Raw genomic sequence first — 18227 nt, 5'->3', positions numbered from 1 at the left:
AATTACCAATGTTTTCTGTGCTATTTTACCAACACCTTGTTTCCAAGTATTCTCTTTGAATTCTCTATGTCATTTGTCATCTGGGCCTTGAGCTCATCCAGGCTTCCAAATTTCTTCTCACCTCGGATCTGCTCGATAAGCTCCACCTTGATGACCTGTCCATATATGTTCCTGTCAAAGTCGAAGATATTCGTCTCTATGGTGATATTTCCTTTGTCGTTGACTGTAGGATTGTCTCCTATGTTGGTGATTCCCATATAGACTCTGAAAGGATCCTCATATCCCGTATGCTTCCCCCGGATTATCCTGATCCTTGAAGCATACACACCAGCCGGCGGGTACAGCTTGCGCTCCTCCGGCAGCATATTCGCAGTCGGTATTCCTATTGTCCTTCCAAGCTGTTTACCGGACACCACTTCACCTGTCATACTGTACGGTCTACCGAGCATCGGAATGACCGACCTCACATCTCCCTCAGAAATATTCTTCCTGATGACAGTTGAGCTGACCACCTCGTCATCCTGTTCCAGCTTGTCTATGACTATGACCTTATATCCATACTCGTTCGCATAGCTTCTGAGGGTATCCACATCGCCCTTTCTGTCTCTGCCGAATCTGTAATCGCTTCCAACCACCACATATCCGGCTCTCATCATACCCACCAGTATATCCCTGATAAAAGCCTTCGGCTCTGTGGCTGCAAATTCATCGTCAAACGGATACTCAACCAGGACGTCAACTCCAGTATCAGCTACTACCTGTGCCTTCTCGTCAGATGTATATATGGTCTTCATATTACTTACATCAAACACATGGTTCTCCCTCATGTCAAATGTGAACACGACACCCATATAGCCTTTTTTCTGCAGTTTGAGCACCTGTTCTATCAATAACATATGCCCCTGGTGTATGCCATCAAACTTTCCCAGTGCAACCGCCGTGCGCTCTGTGCTATTTAGTTGTATCTTCTTTGTATCCTTTATATGAATCATAACTGTCTGTCCTTAATTGCTCACCGGAAACATCTTAAATGGCACATACTGCCTCTTCTCATCACTGTATTCATACAGTGCCGCAAATCTCCCGTTCTCATCGTACACCTTGACATATGTGTCCCTGTATATCTGATCTTCCATAAATGAATCCGCAGAAAGTTTATTGCCATTTGCAAGGAGTTTCTCACCCTTTGCTGATATATGGAGTTCTGGAATATCCGGCATAAGCTTGTCTGTTGTGAGCACATGCTGCATGAGTGTCCCGTCATCCCTTGCCTTCTCCACCTCATCAAGCGTCAGACTTTCTTCTATAGTAAAGCCCTTCACCTCGGTTCTGACAAGCTTCTCCATCACCGCACCACAGCCAAGCTTCTCTCCTATATCCCTGCACAGGCTTCTGATATATGTTCCCTTGGAACAGCTCACATCGAATGTCACCCTCGGAAGTTCTACCGACTGTATGGTGATACCATGTATCGTGACCAGTCTCGGCTCTCTCTCTATAACCTGTCCGGCTCTCGCCAGCTCATAGAGCTTCTTACCATTTACCTTGATGGCTGAATACATAGGCGGGATCTGCATGTAATCGCCTACAAAACTCATCACCGCAGCCCTGACTGTCTTCTCATCAGGATATACATCTGTCACGTCTGTCATGACTCCTGTCACGTCTTCGGTGTCGCTGGTCTTTCCGAGAAGCATGGTACATGTGTATGTCTTGTTCTTCTCAGTGAGCAGATCGCACATCTTCGTAGCACTTCCCAGACACACAAGAAGAACTCCCTCCGCCATGGGATCGAGAGTTCCGGTATGACCTATCTTTTTCTGTTTTAATATACCACGGAGCTTTGCCACCACATCAAATGACGTGAACCCCTGCTCCTTATATATATTGATAAATCCATCTATCATAACTATTTCAAATCCAATCCAAAGTCTTTTACATCAGTCCGCTGTATCAGTACCTGTTCCAGATCACATCTTTTCTGCAATTTATCAGCCAAGCTGTTTCTCTATATCCGCAACTATCTCCGCAACTATCTTTTCCGGATCACCTGACATATTGCAGCCCGCAGCCTTCACATGGCCGCCACCACCGTGACTGCACGCGATCTCACTCACGTTCACGATATCATTTGCCCTGAGGGATATCTTGTAATTATCCTCACCAGCCTGATACATGAAGAAAGCAACCTCAGTACCTGATGTCAGTCTGAGCTGATCCACGATTCCATCCGTATCCATCTTGCTGGCACCAAATCTGTCAAAGTCCTCCTTTGTCAGAAGTGTATGGGTTATCTTTCCATCTGCAAACTGCTTCATGTTGAGAAGCGCATAGCCCAGAAGCTTATTCTGTGTGAGCGTCTTCTTGTAGAAGGTTTCATCTATGACAAAGCTTGGTCTTGCCCCCTTCTCTATAAGAATTCCCGCTATAGTCATGGCTGCCCTTGTTGTATTGCTGTGCTTAAACACTCCCGTATCGTGGACTATTCCGGTATACAGGCACTCTGCACACTTCTGATTGATCTTATCAGCGTCAAGGAGCTTGAATATGGCTTCCGCAGCAGAACACGCACCACTTTCCACATAACATACATCTCCAAAACCCTTATTGGACACATGGTGGTCTATACACAAGGTTCTCTTCGCAGTCTCATAATATCTGACAAATGGTGTGAATCTGTCCATATCTCCGCAGTCAAGCGACATAAACAGATCATAGGTCTCGTCATCTGCCTCATGCTTTACAGTAGATGCACCATTCAGGAACATGAACACATCCGGGAATTCCTGAAGATATACCTGAACCCTCTTGTCAGGGTAATTGCTTGTAATATAGTTATACATTCCAAGTGTTGAACCTATACAGTCACCATCAGGATTGATATGTCCTGTTATGGCTATGCTGTCTGCGTTCTCTATCTCCCTTATAAGATCGTTCATGATATACCTCCTTTTAAATTCTCATATTATATCCTACTCTTCAAACTCATCTTCACTCTCTGAGTTTTCATCTGTACTCTCGTCAGCATCGCCATGCTTTCCGAGAGCCTCATCTATCTTGTGGGACATACTGACACCATACTCTATGGACTGGTCCATGATAAATGTTATCTCCGGTGTATTGCGCAGATTTACAGAATGAGCAAGCTCTCTTCTGATATATCCCATTGCGCTGTTCAACCCTGCAAATGTGGAATCAACAGCATCCTGGTCACCCAGGACACTGATATATGCCTTACAGAACTTGAGATCAGGTGTGACAACCACATCAACGACCGAAGTCATAGGTGATATTCTTGGATCCTTGATCTCACGGCTGATGATCCTGCTGAGTTCTCTCTGGACCTCACCGTTGATCCTGTTATTCTTTACACTGTTTTTTCTCATATCTATTACTACTTTCTAGGCACCTCTACCATCTCGTATGCCTCTATCTGATCTTCCTCTGCAACGTCCTGGAAGTTCTCAAATACCATACCACATTCGAATCCTGACTTAACTTCCTTTACGTCATCCTTAAATCTCTTGAGTGAAGCAAGCTTTCCTTCAAATATAAGATTGCCCTCTCTTGTGATCCTTACGCTGCAGTTTCTGTTGATTGTTCCGTCGAGAACATATGAACCGGCAATGACACCGATACCAGAAGCCTTGTACGTCTGTCTGATCTCTGCGTGTCCGATGACCTTCTCCTCATATATAGGATCAAGCATACCCTTCATTGCTGAATCAATATCCTCTATTGCATTGTAGATGACTCTGTACAGACGAACATCTACGCCCTCGCTGTCAGCCATATCCTTTGCTCTCGCATCCGGTCTGATATTGAAACCAATTACGATGGCATTTGATGCTGACGCAAGAATTATATCTGACTCGTTGATAGCACCTACACCTGCATGTATACACTTGATGACAACCTCGTCATTTGAGAGCTTTAAAAGGCTCTGTTTAACGGCCTCAACTGAACCCTGTACATCTGCCTTGATGATGATCTTGAGTTCCTTGAGGTTACCGGCCTGGATCTGGCTGTACAGATCGTCAAGTGACATTCTCTGCTTTGTATCTGCAAGAAGCTTCTCCTTACCCTGCGAGATATATGTCTCTGATATGGTTCTTGCTTCCTTCTCATTGTCAACTGCCATGAATATCTCACCTGCGTCAGGAACTGTGTTGAGACCCTGGATCTGTACAGGTGTTGATGGAAGAGCCTCTGTAACTCTCTCACCTCTTGAGTTGGTCATGGCACGTACCTTACCATGTGACGCTCCTACAGCGATGTAATCTCCAACGTGGAGTGTTCCCTTCTGTACAAGCATTGTTGCAACAGGTCCACGTCCCTTGTCAAGCTCAGCCTCGATGACGATACCTCTTGCCTTTCTGTTTGGATTTGCCTTAAGTTCAAGCACATCCGCTGTGAGGAGGATCATCTCAAGGAGATTGTCGATACCTTCCTTAGTATGTGCAGATACAGGGCAGAATATTGTTGAACCGCCCCAATCCTCTGGGATCAGCTCGTACTCTGTGAGCTCCTGCTTAACTCTCTCTATATTCGCACTTTCCTTATCGATCTTGTTGATCGCTACTATGATCTCGATTCCGGCAGCCTTTGCATGGTTGATAGCCTCGATTGTTTGTGGCATAACACCATCATCGGCAGCTACAACAAGGATAGCGATATCTGTACTCTGTGCACCACGCATACGCATCGCTGTGAACGCCTCATGTCCAGGAGTATCAAGGAATGTGATAGTCTGGCCATTTACATCGACAACAGATGCACCGATCGCCTGTGTGATTCCACCAGCCTCGCCCGATGTAACCTTTGTCTGTCTGATCGCATCAAGGAGTGATGTCTTACCGTGATCAACGTGTCCCATAACGCAGACTACTGGAGGTCTTGGAACCATGTCCTTCTCGTCCTCTTCGTCCTCCTTCAGGAGTTCCTCGATCACATCTACCTTCTCCTCTTCCTCAGCTATACAGTTGTACTCAAGTGCGATCTCTGAAGCCTCGTCAAATGGAAGCTCTGAGTTCACATTGACCATCTTACCTGCGAGGAACAGCTTCTTGATAAGTGCTGTTACAGGAGTCTTTACCGCATCAGCCAGCTCCTTGAGTGTTACAACCTCAGGAAGTGTGATGGTTCTGATTGCATCCGGATCCTCCTGTGATGCCTGCTGCTTCTTCTGTGGCTTGTTCTTCACATTCTTCGCAAGTCTGCTGATATCAGCCTCGACCTCCTCAGGTGATCTTCTGTTGCCCTTACGTGGCTTGTTCTTATCTCTGTTGTAATTGTCTCTGTTCTGGCTCTTTAAATCCTTACCTGGCATCTCCTTGGCATCGAAGTCCTTGCGGTCTCTCTTGAATGGTGCTCTCTTCTGAGCTGGGCTGTCATCCTCGTCATCCTTGCCAAATGGCATATTGATACGGTTGCTGAAACGGTTGCCACCATCTCTGTTAAAGCCTCTTCCGCCCTGGTTTCTATCTCCATTGCCGAAGCGTCCGCCACCCTGGTTTCTGTCTCCGTCTCTGTTAAACCTTGGTCTGTCACCCTGGCCGTCCCTGTTAAATCTTGGTCTGTCACCCTGGTTTCTATCACCATCTCTGTTAAACCTTGGTCTGTCATTCTGGCCGTCTCTGTTAAATCTTGGTCTGTCACCCTGGTTTCTGTCGCCATCTCTGTTAAACCTTGGTCTGTCGCCCTGACCGTCTCTGCCTCCTCTTGGTCTGTCACTCTGATTTCTGTCCCCCTGGCCATCTCTGCCGAATCTTGGTCTGTCACCCTGATTTCTGTCGCCCTGGTTCCTGTCGTTGCTGAATCTGGCTCTGTCTGAACCGCCCTGTCTGTCGTTGTTAAATCTGACTCTGTTACCGTTGTTATTCATCTTGCCGCCGTTCCTGTCCTCCCTGGCAAATCTTACATGATTGCCAGAACCCTGTCTGGCTGCTGAATTGTCATCCCTTGAAGGATTCTGCTTCTGCGCGTCCGCCTTTGGCGCTGCAGCAGGCTTTGCTGTCTCAGGCTTTGGCTGCTCTGTCTTAGGCGCTGCCTTTGGAGCCTCCTGCTTTGGTGCTGCAGGCTTTGGGGGCTCAGCCTTTGGAGCCTCGGCTTTTGGCGCAGTCTTTGCTCCAAACTTAGCCTTGATTATTCCAACCATCGAATCGTCCAGATTGGACATATGACTCTTGATTTCTATTCCCTTTGCGCCAAGGGTATCTATGATATCTTTATTTGAAATGTTTAACTGTTTTGATAATTCGTGTACTCTGATTTTAGCCAAATGTTACACCTCCATGTTTTCATTTACATTCATGTACTTTATGATCTGATTCCCGAATCCCTCGTCAAGTATCGCAATGGATGTTCTCATCTCATTGCCACTGTACTTGCCAAGCTCATCCTTTGTCCCGTACTCATAATAAGGAATCCCATAATAATTACATTTCTGGTCGAAAAGTTTCTTCGTATTGTCAGAAGCGTCCTTCGCCACAATGACCACGTACGCGCTCTGATTCTTAACTGCTTTCTCTACTGAGAAATTGCCACTGCACAGCCTTCTGGCTCTGGCACACAGAGAAATTAACGAGTAGATCTTGTTATTCTTCAATGTCACGCAGCTCCTTGTCTAATTGTTCATACACCTCAGCAGGTATGCTGACCTTGAAAGCCTTCTCAAGTGCTTTGCTTCCAACCGCCTTCTTAAGGCACTCGGATCTCTTGCATATATAAGCGCCTCTTCCGTTGAGCTTGCCGGTTGCATCAACTGCGAACTGCCCGTCATTGCTTCGGACTATCCTTATCAGCTCACTCTTCGGCATCATCTCACGGCATCCAAGGCATTGCCTCAGAGGTACCTTCTTTGCCATCTCATCACTCCCTATTCTCTATCATGTGCCACTACATCAATGCAAATGATTACTCTTCGTCGTTTGTGTCTACTGTTTCATCTATGTCAAATGAAGCAGCATCGGCATCTTTATCTTCGCTTACTTCATCATAATATTCATCGTCGTTATAAGAATCAAAGTTCTCATCGTACTCATCCTCTGGCTGCTCATCAAAGTAACCCATCTCCTCAGCCTTTGAATGGCTCTTGATATCGATCTTGTATCCTGTCAGCTTTGCTGCAAGGCGGGCATTCTGACCCTTCTTACCGATTGCAAGTGAAAGCTGTGTATCAGGTACTACGACAAATGCTGTCTTCTCATCAAGATCAACGGATACGTCCTCAACATCTGAAGGACTGAGCGCATTGTAAATAAACTCAGCAGGGTTCTCACTCCAAGGAATGATGTCGATCTTTTCACCGTTCAGATCTGCAACGACAGCATTTACTCTGTCACCATTGATTCCTACGCATGCTCCAACTGCATCGACGTTCTCATCGTTTGACCATACTGCGATCTTAGATCTTGATCCTGCCTCTCTGCAGAAGCTCTTGATCTCAACTGTTCCGTCTGCGATCTCTGTTACTTCCTTCTCAAAAAGTCTCTTGACGAGCTCTGGATGAGTTCTTGATACAGTGATCCTTGGTCCTCTGTTTGTCTTCTTGACCTCTGTGATATAAAGCTTTATTCTGTCGCCTCTCTCGTAGCTCTCTCCCTCGATCATCTCTGATGGCTTTAAGAGTGCCTCTGTCTTGTCATCAAGGCTCACATTCACGCTGTCTCCAACCTGTCTCTGAACGATTCCTGTTACGATATCCTTCTCCTTCATATGGAAGTGATCGTATATAGCTGCTCTCTCGTTCTCGTTGATCGCCTGAACGATGACATTTCTCGCACGCTGGGCTGCGATTCTTCCAAAGTTCTTAGTTGTGATCTCTATATTTACTGTATCACCTATCTCGTACTTGCTGCTTATCATCTTGGCCTGCTCCAGTGTTATCTGGCATGCAGGATTCTCAACTTCCTCAACAACCTCTTTGGCTGCATATACATGGCACTCACCAGTCTCTCTGTCCAGTGAAACTGTAATGTTCTCGTCTGTATTGAAATCCTTCTTGCAGGCTGTCTTGAGTGATCTCTCTATAGCCTCAAGCAGAACATCCTTGCTAATGTTTCTCTCCTTCTCCAGCTGGTTCAATGCTTCAATGATCTCTGACACCTTTTTATCCTCCTAATATATAAATGCTAATCGTATCATGGAAATATCTTTTCTCGTTATCGTTATCTCTGTCTCATCCTCAAGCTCAATGGTAACTGTATTCTCATCATATGCCTTGAGCACACCCTCGAATTCCTTTGCACCATTCACCTTGGCAAATGTCTTGATCTCCACGACCTTACCTATGCTTCTCTTGAAATCCTTCTCTTTCTTCAGTGGTCTCGTAAGCCCCGGTGAGCTGACCTCCAGTATATAGGCATCTCCTATATAATCATCCTGGTCAAGCAGGTCTCCAAGTGCTCTGTTCACTATCTCGCAATCACCGATCGTGATGCCACCTTCCTTGTCTGCATACACTCTGAGGTAATAATCACTGCCTTCCTTGACGTACTCCACATCAACAAGCTCCAGATTGTTCGCCTCAATGATCGGCATCACAAGTGCCTCCGTCTTTGCTTCAATATCCGCTCTCTTCGTAAATACGACCACCTTTCTGTAAAATATTATCCCCACAACAATTGAGAGTGGGCCAAGGCCCACTCTCATGCTGCAATCTATAACAATCTCATTTATTGTATCATAATTATCAAATAATTCAAGTACAAATATTAACAAATATTTATGCGTTTCTTCTGGCTGCGTCCTCACGGTAATATTTGTCAAGCACCTTGTTCGCCTTCTTGTCGTCAAGAACGCATTTGTTGGACAGTGCAACCTTGACGAGTTCATCCAGTGCTTCCTCCCTAAGTGCCGTGCTCTTGATGTTGACATTTGCAAGCTCTGTGTACGCTCCCATCTTTCTTGTGAGCGCCTCGTACTCCTCTGGAAGCATCCTGTCTATCATATTCCTGATCTGCTTGGATACCGCCTGGCTGTTGCCGCCTGTTGTGACTCCCACCACAAGATCTCCGCGGACGATAACGCCTGGAAACAGGAAGCTGCTGAGCTCCTTGTTATCAGCCACATTTACCATGATGCCCCTGTCATTACAATATGTACCTATCTTGGCATTGATCTCCGGGCGCCTGGTTGCCGCCACAACAATGTCTGCATTCTGCAGTATGTCAAGTGCCACGTTGCTCTCATGTACATTTATCCCCTTTATCGCTTTTATATCATCGCACACCTTCGGCGCAATGACCGCTATCTTCGCTCCGAAATACAGCAGCGAATTGATCTTTCTAAGTGCTGCCTTACCTCCACCTACAACTATTACTTTCTTGCCCTCAAGATCGATGTACATTGGAAAGTATGCCATATCTTATCTCCTCCGAATATTCTATAAATCTAGTCATATACTTACTGTGAAAGCTGCTTAAAAAACTTTCACAGCAAATTATAAATGAGGAATTAAGAAATGGCAATTACAAATAACGTTGGTTCACTAAAAATTCAGATAACGAACAATAATTTCTTTCCCGTCGAGGGTGCTTCCGTATACATAAGCCCTACGGGAATGCCCGATTCCACCTCAGAGGAATTTGTCACCGATAAAAATGGTATCGTCATCGATGAAGAGCTTCCCGCCCCCGATGTCGCCTACAGTCTGGAGCCTGGCGAAAACCAGCCATACTCGGAATACAACGTGCTTGTGAACGCTCCCGGATACAACGAGCGCTTCATCTCCGGGGTTCAGATATTCTCCGGTGAGAACGGGATCCAGAACATAGAGCTGACACCATCCGATGGAAGCGATACGAACCCTACCGTTCTCGACGCCCACACCCTCTGGAAGCAGTATCCACCCAAGATCGCCGAGGACATGATAAAGCCGGTGAATCCATCAGGCGGCATAGTGTTGAGCCGCGTCGTTGTACCTGAGACCATAGTTGTCCATGACGGCGCCCCGGCGGACTCCACCGCCAGGGACTACTATGTTCCATATAAGGATTACATAAAGAATGTTGCCTGCAACGAGATATATTCCACCTGGCCTGATGCAGCCATCCGTGCAAATGTACTGGCGATACAGTCATTTACCCTTAATAGGGTCTATACCGAGTGGTACAGGGGAAAAGGATACGACTTTACTATCACGAGCAATACCGCGTTCGACCAGAAGTGGGTCTACAATGCAACCATATTTGAAAATGTCTCCCAGATCGTCGATGAGATGTTCGCCAACTATCTCTCAAAGCCCAACGTTACACAGCCACTATTCACCCAATACTGCGATGGCAAACGTGTATCCTGTCCGGGCTGGATGACCCAGTGGGGGTCAAAATCCCTGGCAGACGACGGTCTCACCGCCATCCAGATTCTCAGATACTATTACGGAGATACAATATACATCAACACCTCGGAGACCATATCCGGTATACCTTCATCATATCCGGGCTACGAGCTGACCATCGGCTCAAGCGGCGACAAGGTCTCCCAGCTCCAGAGGCAGCTCGCCAGGATCGCACTCAACTATCCCGCCATCGGTACCGTAACCGTCGACGGCGTATATGGTCAGGAAACCGCTGATGCTGTGAGAAAGTTCCAGCAGATATTCAATCTTCCGGTTACCGGAGTCACCGACTATAAAACGTGGTATAAAATTTCACAGATATATGTGGGAGTTACGAAGATTGCGGAGAATGTGTAGCACCGCTTCACACACTATGGCATGAAAACACAAAAAAACTGAAATCATAATGATTTCAGCTTTTAGCAGTTCGTAGGGGAATCGAACCCCTGTTTTCGCCGTGAGAGGGCGACGTCTTAGCCGCTTGACCAACGAACCATAGGTCTTGTTATCTAATTATTGAATCTTTCGATTCTTAGCAGTTCGTAGGGGAATCGAACCCCTGTTTTCGCCGTGAGAGGGCGACGTCTTAGCCGCTTGACCAACGAACCATAAGTGCTTGTATCCTGCCGCTTCGCTTGCGACCTGTTTAATATAACAGAAACGAAAGCAGAATGCAAGCACTTTTTTTATAAAATTGCAAACTTTTTTCAGATTATTGACTTAATTTGTTCCGCCAGCCTACATAAAGTCAAACAGCGAAAGCTGATTTGTCTCCGGCATTCCGTCCAGGATGCCCAGCTCACTCATCTTCTCGATGGTTCCCTTGCCGATCTTTGCACGCTCATTGATCTCCTCCTTGGAGAGGAACGGCCCCTTCTGGGCGGCATCGTAGAGCTGCTGTGCAGCCTTCTCTCCCATTCCTTCTATGGATGCGAAGGATGGCATAATCTTGCCGTCTATTATCTGGAACCGGTCAGCCTTTGCCTTATATATATCTATTGGAACAAAGTCGTAACCTCTTGCGTACATCTCAAGAACTATCTTCAAATCCTTGAGCTTGCCCTCGTCCTTGGCTGATCTCTTGTTCTTGTCCACCTTGCTTATCTCATTGATATGGAAGAGAACTCTCTCCTTGCCAAAGCACATCATCTCATAGCTGAAGTCATCAGCTCTGATACTGAAGAATGCTGTATAGTATTCAAGCGGATAATTGACCTTGAACCAGGCAATTCTCCACGCCATCATGACATAGGCCGCCGCATGGGCCTTCGGGAACATGTACTTGATCTTCTGACATGACCACACGTACCAGTCCGGTACTCCGTGGGCAGCCATCTCGGCTTTCCAGTCATCCCATTTGTCACATTTGCCCTTGGCCACTATTCCCTTACGAACCTTCTCCATGATGTTGAAGGCAAGTCCGGCGTCAAGTCCCATGTGTATCAGATATACCATGATATCATCACGACAACAAATGGCTGTCGATATGGTACACTTGCCCGACTTGATGAGCTCCTGCGCGTTGCCCAGCCATACATCGGTTCCATGCGCCAAACCCGCTATTCGCACAAGATCTGAGAAACATGTCGGCTTGGCATCTATAAGCATCTGCATAGCAAAGTCCGTTCCGAACTCCGGCACCCCCAGGCTTCCAAGAGGTATCCCATTGATATCCTCCGGTGTGATCCCCAGCGACTTTGTGCTGTGAAACAATTCCATGACATCCTTGTCATCAAGTCTTATCTTTGTGGCATCAAGTCCCGTCAGATCCTCCAGACGCCTTATCATAGTCGGATCATCATGGCCGAGAATATCAAGCTTCAGCAGGTTATGATCGATTGAATGGTACTCAAAGTGCGATGTGATAATATCCGACGTCATATCATTTGCCGGGTGCTGTATAGGTGTAAATGAATATATCTCCTCATGTCTCGGAAGAACTATCATACCACCCGGATGCTGACCCGTGGTTCTTCTGACACCGGTACATCCCAGGGCCAGACGCTCCATCTCGCATCTTCTCTTTGTGACCGTTGCATTCTCCTCAGCGTACTTCTTCGCGGCCTTCTCATCCATTCCGGACGCCTTGGCCTCCGCCATGAGATCCTCCTTGGAGTGATCCTTGAAGTAATTATACACATATCCAAATGCTGTCTTTTCCGCAACACCACCTACGGTTCCCGCCTTGAATGCCTTGCCCTTGCCGAAGAGTACCTCGGTGTATGCATGTGCCTTCGACTGATACTCACCCGAGAAGTTCAAATCGATATCAGGCTCCTTGTCTCCGTTGAATCCAAGGAATGTCTCGAATGGTATATCGTGTCCTTCCTTTATAAGCGGTGTTCCACAATTCGGACAGTCTCTGTCCGGCATATCACATCCGCTCATTCCCGAATACGACTTTACAAGCTCTGAATCAAAATCCACAAAGTGGCATTTCGGACAGATATAGTGAGCCGACAGCGGATTTACCTCCGTAATACCGGCCATTGTTGCGACAAATGAAGATCCAACCGAACCTCGGGAACCAACCAGATATCCGTGGTCATTTGAATCCCACACAAGCTTCTGTGCGATGATGTACATAACCGCAAATCCATTTGAAATGATGGAGTGCAGCTCCCTGTCAAGTCTCTCCTGAACCTGAGGTGGCAGGTCTGGGCCATATATCTCATGTGCCTTGGTATAACATATATCCGTAAGTGTCTGATCCGAATTCTCGATGATAGGCGGTGCTTTGTCAGGTCTGACCGGCTCTATCCTCTCTATCATGTCTGCTATCATATTCGTGTTGGTGATGACGACCTCCTTGGCCTTGTCACTTCCAAGATACTGGAACTCTGCCAGCATCTCCTCCGTGGTACGGAAATACAGCGGTGGCTGCATATCAGCGTCGTCAAAGCCCTTGCTCTTCATGATGATCGCCCTGTATATATAATCCTCAGGATCAAGGAAATGCACATCACAGGTTGCGACCACTGGCTTGTTGAACATCTCTCCGAGCTCCACGATCCTCTTGTTGTATCCGATCAGATCGTCCATGGTCTTTGGATTCCTTGTATCCCTCGTCATAAATTCATTGTTGCCAAGCGGCTGTATCTCAAGGTAGTCAAACCAGTTGACCAGTCTCACTATCTCCTCATCCGGCGCATCATCAACTATGGCACGGAACAGCTCTCCCGCCTCACAGGCAGAGCCTATTATCAGACCCTCTCTGTATTTGTTGATGAGACTCATCGGCATACGCGGTCTTCGCGCAAAATATGTCAGATGAGACTCAGATATGAGCCTGTACAGATTGACTCTTCCTATCTCGTTCTTTGCCAGGATGATTCCGTGATATGTCTTATCCTTCTTGATCGCATCAGGTGAGGTGCTTCCAAGGACATTTAGATCATCCATGGTCTTAACATCTCTCTCCTTCAGCATGTCGAGCAGCTTGAAGAATACTTTCGCCGTGGCCTCCGCATCGTCTATGGCTCTATGGTGATGCGCATTCACGACTTTGAGTTCCTTACACACTCTGTCCAGAGTGAATTTTCCGAGCTCCGGCAGCAGTATATGGCTGAGCGTCATGGTATCCAGAACCGTGTTGTCGAACTTAAGTCCAAGCTCCTCCGCATTCATTCTCACAAATCCCGTATCAAATGACGCATTGTGGGCAACCACGATATCGTCACCGCAGAACTCCACAAATCTCGGCACGATCACATCGAACATCGGCGCATCCTTTACCATATCATCATTGATGGATGTGAGCTGTTCTATCTGGTATGGGATAGGCACACCCGGATTTATAAACTCCGAGAATGTATCTACGACCTCTCCGTCCTTCACCTTGACCGCACCGATCTCTATGATCTTGTTGTGCTTCTTGGAAAGTCCCGTTGTCTCTATATCAAATACCACGTATTCCGAATCAAGGCTCTGATTCCTTGAGTTCTTGACCAGATCCTTCAGGTCATCGACAAAGTAACCCTCGACACCATATATGATCTTGAAATCTTTTCTGAGTCCCTTTGTATGGTTTGCTATAGGGAAAGCCTGAACAACACCGTGATCCGTGATGGCTATGGCAGGGTGTCCCCAGTCGCTGGCACGCTTCACGATGGTCTCTATATCGACCACGCTGTCCATCTCGCTCATCTTGGTATGCATGTGAAGCTCGACACGCTTCTCAGGATATGTATCCATACGAGGTACACGGAAGTCCTGAATGTGCTTCATACCGAGCACTCGGCATATCATAACCTCCTTGGCATACGAGTCGAACTCGGCAAGGCCCTTCATCCTATAGAACTTACCCTTCTGTATCTCCTCGCGGTAGACCTCCATATCCTCAGGACTGCAGAACATCTTGAAGCCTATGGTGTCTGTGAAATCTGTTATATATCCCGTCAGTATGATCTTGCCATTTCGGAGCTCTCTCTCCTCAGTGCTCATGATCTGTCCGTGGATGACGACCTCTCCGATACCATCGTTGATGCTGGATATCTCAAGCAGCTTGCCCTCCACATCTCTTCCTATGAACACCTCTGGATCATCTGAATATCTTCGCCTTCTTCCGAACTTCTCCTTTTCACCGCCATTTTTCTGGCCTGAATCGCCGCCGGAGGATGCAGGAGCAGCCTTATTCTCATCAGGCTTGTGTCCCTCGCTCTTCTTATCTTCCTTCTTCGACACTCCGAGCTTATCCTTGTCCACGGCCTTTCCATCCACGATGATGTCGCCATGATCCCTGAGGTTGTTCAATATGGCATCTATCTTCTGCTGCTCAACAAGTGCACTGGCTCTCCTCAGCTTCTCCTTGTCCGCCTCACTGTACTCAAATGCAACATTGACATTCAGGTCAAATCTCTCCTGGAACATCTCCTCCATATACGCCTTTATTTTCTCAGCGTGTATATGCGCTATCTTACTGTCCTCTATAGCTATGGTTATCGCGTCTCCGTCACAGTACAGTTCTCCTATCGATCTGGATATAAGCCTGTAGCCCACATTGCTGAATGATCTTATATCGTAGAGTATGCTGTCCTGATATGCTTTGACTATTGCTTCGAGATTGTACTGTGTAGAAAGTGTATAGTGCTCCCGTATCTGGACCGTATACCTTTTATTGCCAAATACAAACTTACGGATACACTCCTCCGCCTTTTCTATATTCGGTCTGCTTATTATATGTCTCGATCTTATGTCAACCTGCAGGATATTTTTACTGTCATATATCGTGACTTTTGTCACATACACCTCGGTGAACAGACCTGCAAGCTCCTTAGTCATCTCCACTCCGGGGAACACCGTCATGAAGAGCTCCGCCTGCTCATTTCCGGCATCTGAAACCGCCGTTGCAGAGCCATCATTACTCTCATTTCCACTCACTGAGCCTTCCGGTGTATCAGCATCAGCCTCGCACCCCTCGACCATATCGCCACCAGTGCCATCACTGACCACGTCTTCGTCCTCGGCATCTTCCTCCATATCATCTGCGATATGCCAGTCCGAGTCGTGAACATCCGCCTGGGTGTACGATGCGCTCTCCTGCTGCATATCAGCATACATCTGGCTCTCATACATCTCCTGTTCAGCCATCTGGGCTTCATAATCCATCTGAGTCTGCATCTCATCGGCATACATCTGATCTATATCCTCTTGTTCCAAAATACGATCTTCGTTGTTCAATCCTATTCACTCCAATTATCTAACTCGCGCTTCAGCGCCGGTATAAATTCATCCTCACTGAGTTTGCCAACTATCTCACCCTTTTTGATGAGCAGTCCGCAGCCCTTGCCTCCTGCAATACCAAGGTCTGCCTCCTTGGCCTCTCCCGGGCCGTTCACCACACACCCCATAACTGCGACTTTAATATTGAGATGGTCATAGTCTGACACAAGCTTTTCAACCTTGTTTGCAAGTCCGATAAGGTCAATCTCAGTACGTCCACAGGTCGGACATGACACAAGCTCTACTCCGCCCTTTCTGAGTCCAAGAGCCTTGAGAATAAGCTTTGCCGACAGGATCTCATCCACCGGATCTCCTGTCAGGGACACTCTTATCGTATCGCCTATTCCCTCATGGAGTATGATTCCAAGTCCCACCGATGATTTGATATTTCCTCTTGTGACGGTTCCTGACTCCGTGATTCCCACATGCAGAGGGTAATCTGTCTTGTCCGCGATGAGCTCATGGGCTCTCACGCACATCATAACATCAGACGACTTGATGCTTATGACTATGTTGTGATAGTCAAGCTCCTCGATCATGCGCACCTTGTCAAGAGCGCTCTCAACTATTCCCTCTGCGGTCACTCCGCCGTACTTCTCCACAAGATTCTTCTCCAGAGAACCACTGTTTACACCGACTCTTATAGGAATATTTCTCTTTCTGGCAGCCTCGACTACCTTTGCCAGCTTCTCCTGTCCTCCGATATTCCCCGGATTTATCCTGATCTTGTCCACACCATTTTCTATGGCCTTTATGGCAAGCCTGTAGTCAAAATGTATGTCGCCCACAAGCGGAATGTGGATCTGTTTCTTTATAGCCGGGATTGCATCTGCTGCAGCCTCATCGTTTATCGTACATCTGATTATGTCACATCCGGCCTTCTCAAGCTGGAGTATCTGTGCAACCGTAGCCTCCACATCGCTCGTCTTTGTGTTGGTCATGGACTGTATAAGTATCGGATTGCCTCCGCCTATAACCCTGTCACCTATGTGGATCTCTCTTGTCTTCATATATACTCACAGCGCCAGTACATAAGCACTGGCGCCTTTCCTCCTTCTTTAATTGTCTTTAACTGAAAAATACATTCTTTATATCATTGAACAATATTACGACCATGAGGATCATGACCAGCACAAATCCCACAAATGTGACTATGTTTTCCTTGTCCTTCGGGACCTTCCTCCTGGTTATAAGCTCGATCAGCAGGAACAGGAAACGTCCTCCGTCAAGTCCCGGTATCGGAAGCATATTCATGATTCCAAGGTTGGCCGAGAGAAGCACTATATAGTTCATCCAGTTGAGGAGAACCGTAAGGACATCGACCTTTGCAGCCTCATTGAACGTATCGTTCATGGACTTTGCCACACCCACAGGGCCGGACACCTCATCTGAGCTGACCTGTCTGGTGACTATGAGCTTAAGGCTCAGGAACGTGGCCTTGACCCAGTATCTGACCTCATAGGCAGAATACTTCATCAGCTCGCCAAAATTCTGTGGCAAGACATAACCGCAGCTTACGATTCCCACCTTATAACCTGCACTTGTCTCCACCGGATATACAGTCGTATCGTACACCGTGCCATCCTTCTTCTGCATCTTGAGGTCTATAGGAGAACCGTCCCCGTATATCTCAAGATATATCTGAAGCTCCCTGAAGTTCTTGATCTTGCTTCCGCCGATCTCAAGGACGGTATCTCCATCCTCTATCCCGGCCTGCTCCGCAGGATAAACTCCATTGAACTCCTTGACAACATCCGCATACTCGCTTTCCTTCGCCATCTCGCTGTCGTACACCCTGCCGATAGTCGCAGGATCTGTACCACAGAAGTGGATTATGACCGCTGAAAAGATAAATGCTATAACTATGTTCATGAACGGACCGGCAAGAACCTCCGCCATACGCACCCATATGGACTTCTTCTCAAATGCGTTCTCGTCATCCTCATGACCTTCCTCGCCTTCGCTTAGCAGCATACAATAACCGCCCAGAGGTATGAGTCTCAGTGAATACTGTGTATCCTTCTTGGTAAACGAGAAGAGCTTTGGGCCAAGTCCCATGGAAAACTCAATTACCGATATATGATTGATCTTTGCGACAATAAAATGTCCAAGCTCATGAAAAAATATTATCACACCAAATACTAGAATTATGAGAATTATGTTCAAT

14 protein-coding genes and 2 tRNA genes are annotated in these 18227 nt (G+C 46.9%); 1 reads left to right on the top strand and 15 read right to left on the bottom strand.

Annotated elements, in window-relative coordinates; all coding sequences use genetic code 11:
* Positions 1-20: 20 nt before the first annotated feature.
* The 10 genes from DXB91_RS08395 to DXB91_RS08350 all read right to left on the bottom strand — a co-directional run bounded on the left by DXB91_RS08395 (position 21) and on the right by DXB91_RS08350 (position 9364).
* Positions 21-992: a bifunctional riboflavin kinase/FAD synthetase gene (locus DXB91_RS08395; protein ID WP_118017498.1), complete on the bottom strand. Its 972-nt coding sequence runs from the start codon at positions 990-992 to the stop codon at positions 21-23.
* Between the two features lie 12 nt (positions 993-1004).
* The gene (truB, locus tag DXB91_RS08390) at positions 1005-1907 is read right to left on the bottom strand and encodes a tRNA pseudouridine(55) synthase TruB (RefSeq protein WP_118017496.1); all 903 of its coding nucleotides are present in this window, start codon (positions 1905-1907) and stop codon (positions 1005-1007) included.
* 84 nt (positions 1908-1991) lie between these two features.
* On the bottom strand, positions 1992-2939 hold the full coding sequence (locus tag DXB91_RS08385; RefSeq protein WP_118017494.1) for a DHH family phosphoesterase: 948 nt from the start codon (positions 2937-2939) through the stop codon (positions 1992-1994).
* A gap of 33 nt (positions 2940-2972) precedes the next feature.
* Positions 2973-3386 (bottom strand): 30S ribosome-binding factor RbfA, encoded by a 414-nt coding sequence (gene rbfA, locus DXB91_RS08380; protein WP_015534838.1) that lies wholly within the window; start codon positions 3384-3386, stop codon positions 2973-2975.
* Between the two features lie 8 nt (positions 3387-3394).
* Positions 3395-6280, bottom strand: a complete 2886-nt coding sequence (infB, locus tag DXB91_RS08375; protein ID WP_118017492.1) for a translation initiation factor IF-2 — start codon at positions 6278-6280, stop codon at positions 3395-3397.
* Between the two features lie 3 nt (positions 6281-6283).
* Entirely contained in the window at positions 6284-6613 is a 330-nt protein-coding gene (locus tag DXB91_RS08370) for a L7Ae/L30e/S12e/Gadd45 family ribosomal protein (RefSeq protein WP_082418050.1), read from the bottom strand.
* Positions 6597-6866, bottom strand: coding sequence for an RNase P modulator RnpM (gene rnpM / locus DXB91_RS08365; RefSeq protein WP_015534837.1), 270 nt, complete (start codon positions 6864-6866; stop codon positions 6597-6599). The genes DXB91_RS08370 and rnpM overlap by 17 nt, the downstream gene beginning before the upstream one ends.
* 49 nt (positions 6867-6915) lie before the next feature.
* On the bottom strand, positions 6916-8106 hold the full coding sequence (gene nusA / locus DXB91_RS08360; RefSeq protein WP_117549056.1) for a transcription termination factor NusA: 1191 nt from the start codon (positions 8104-8106) through the stop codon (positions 6916-6918).
* 12 nt (positions 8107-8118) lie between these two features.
* Complete coding sequence (gene rimP, locus DXB91_RS08355) at positions 8119-8541, bottom strand: ribosome maturation factor RimP (RefSeq protein WP_055144996.1); 423 nt, start codon at positions 8539-8541, stop codon at positions 8119-8121.
* A gap of 184 nt (positions 8542-8725) precedes the next feature.
* Positions 8726-9364, bottom strand: a complete 639-nt coding sequence (locus DXB91_RS08350; protein ID WP_015534836.1) for a precorrin-2 dehydrogenase/sirohydrochlorin ferrochelatase family protein — start codon at positions 9362-9364, stop codon at positions 8726-8728.
* A 99-nt stretch (positions 9365-9463) separates the two neighbouring features.
* On the opposite strand from DXB91_RS08350, the gene DXB91_RS08345 reads away from it, so the two are divergent.
* Positions 9464-10696 (top strand): peptidoglycan-binding domain-containing protein, encoded by a 1233-nt coding sequence (locus tag DXB91_RS08345; RefSeq protein ID WP_118017490.1) that lies wholly within the window; start codon positions 9464-9466, stop codon positions 10694-10696.
* Positions 10697-10762: 66 nt separating this feature from the next.
* Here the strand turns inward: DXB91_RS08345 and DXB91_RS08340 are convergent.
* The 5 genes from DXB91_RS08340 to DXB91_RS08320 all read right to left on the bottom strand — a co-directional run bounded on the left by DXB91_RS08340 (position 10763) and on the right by DXB91_RS08320 (position 18226).
* A tRNA-Glu gene (locus tag DXB91_RS08340) sits at positions 10763-10834 on the bottom strand.
* A gap of 41 nt (positions 10835-10875) precedes the next feature.
* Positions 10876-10947: transfer RNA gene (locus tag DXB91_RS08335), tRNA-Glu, on the bottom strand.
* Positions 10948-11077: 130 nt separating this feature from the next.
* Positions 11078-15973 carry a PolC-type DNA polymerase III gene (locus DXB91_RS08330; protein WP_118017488.1) on the bottom strand — a complete coding sequence of 1632 codons (4896 nt, stop codon included), beginning with the start codon at positions 15971-15973 and terminating at the stop codon, positions 11078-11080.
* A gap of 47 nt (positions 15974-16020) precedes the next feature.
* Positions 16021-17070 carry a flavodoxin-dependent (E)-4-hydroxy-3-methylbut-2-enyl-diphosphate synthase gene (gene ispG / locus DXB91_RS08325; RefSeq protein WP_022216771.1) on the bottom strand — a complete coding sequence of 350 codons (1050 nt, stop codon included), beginning with the start codon at positions 17068-17070 and terminating at the stop codon, positions 16021-16023.
* Positions 17071-17128: 58 nt separating this feature from the next.
* On the bottom strand, positions 17129-18226 hold the full coding sequence (locus tag DXB91_RS08320; RefSeq protein ID WP_055144682.1) for a M50 family metallopeptidase: 1098 nt from the start codon (positions 18224-18226) through the stop codon (positions 17129-17131).
* Position 18227: the final 1 nt, after the last annotated feature.

Origin of the sequence: Coprococcus sp. OM06-34AC (genome assembly GCF_003462545.1) — a bacterium.
Classification (GTDB): Bacteria; Bacillota; Clostridia; order Lachnospirales; family Lachnospiraceae; genus Coprococcus; species Coprococcus aceti.
This window is presented reverse-complemented; position numbering and strand designations above follow the sequence as displayed.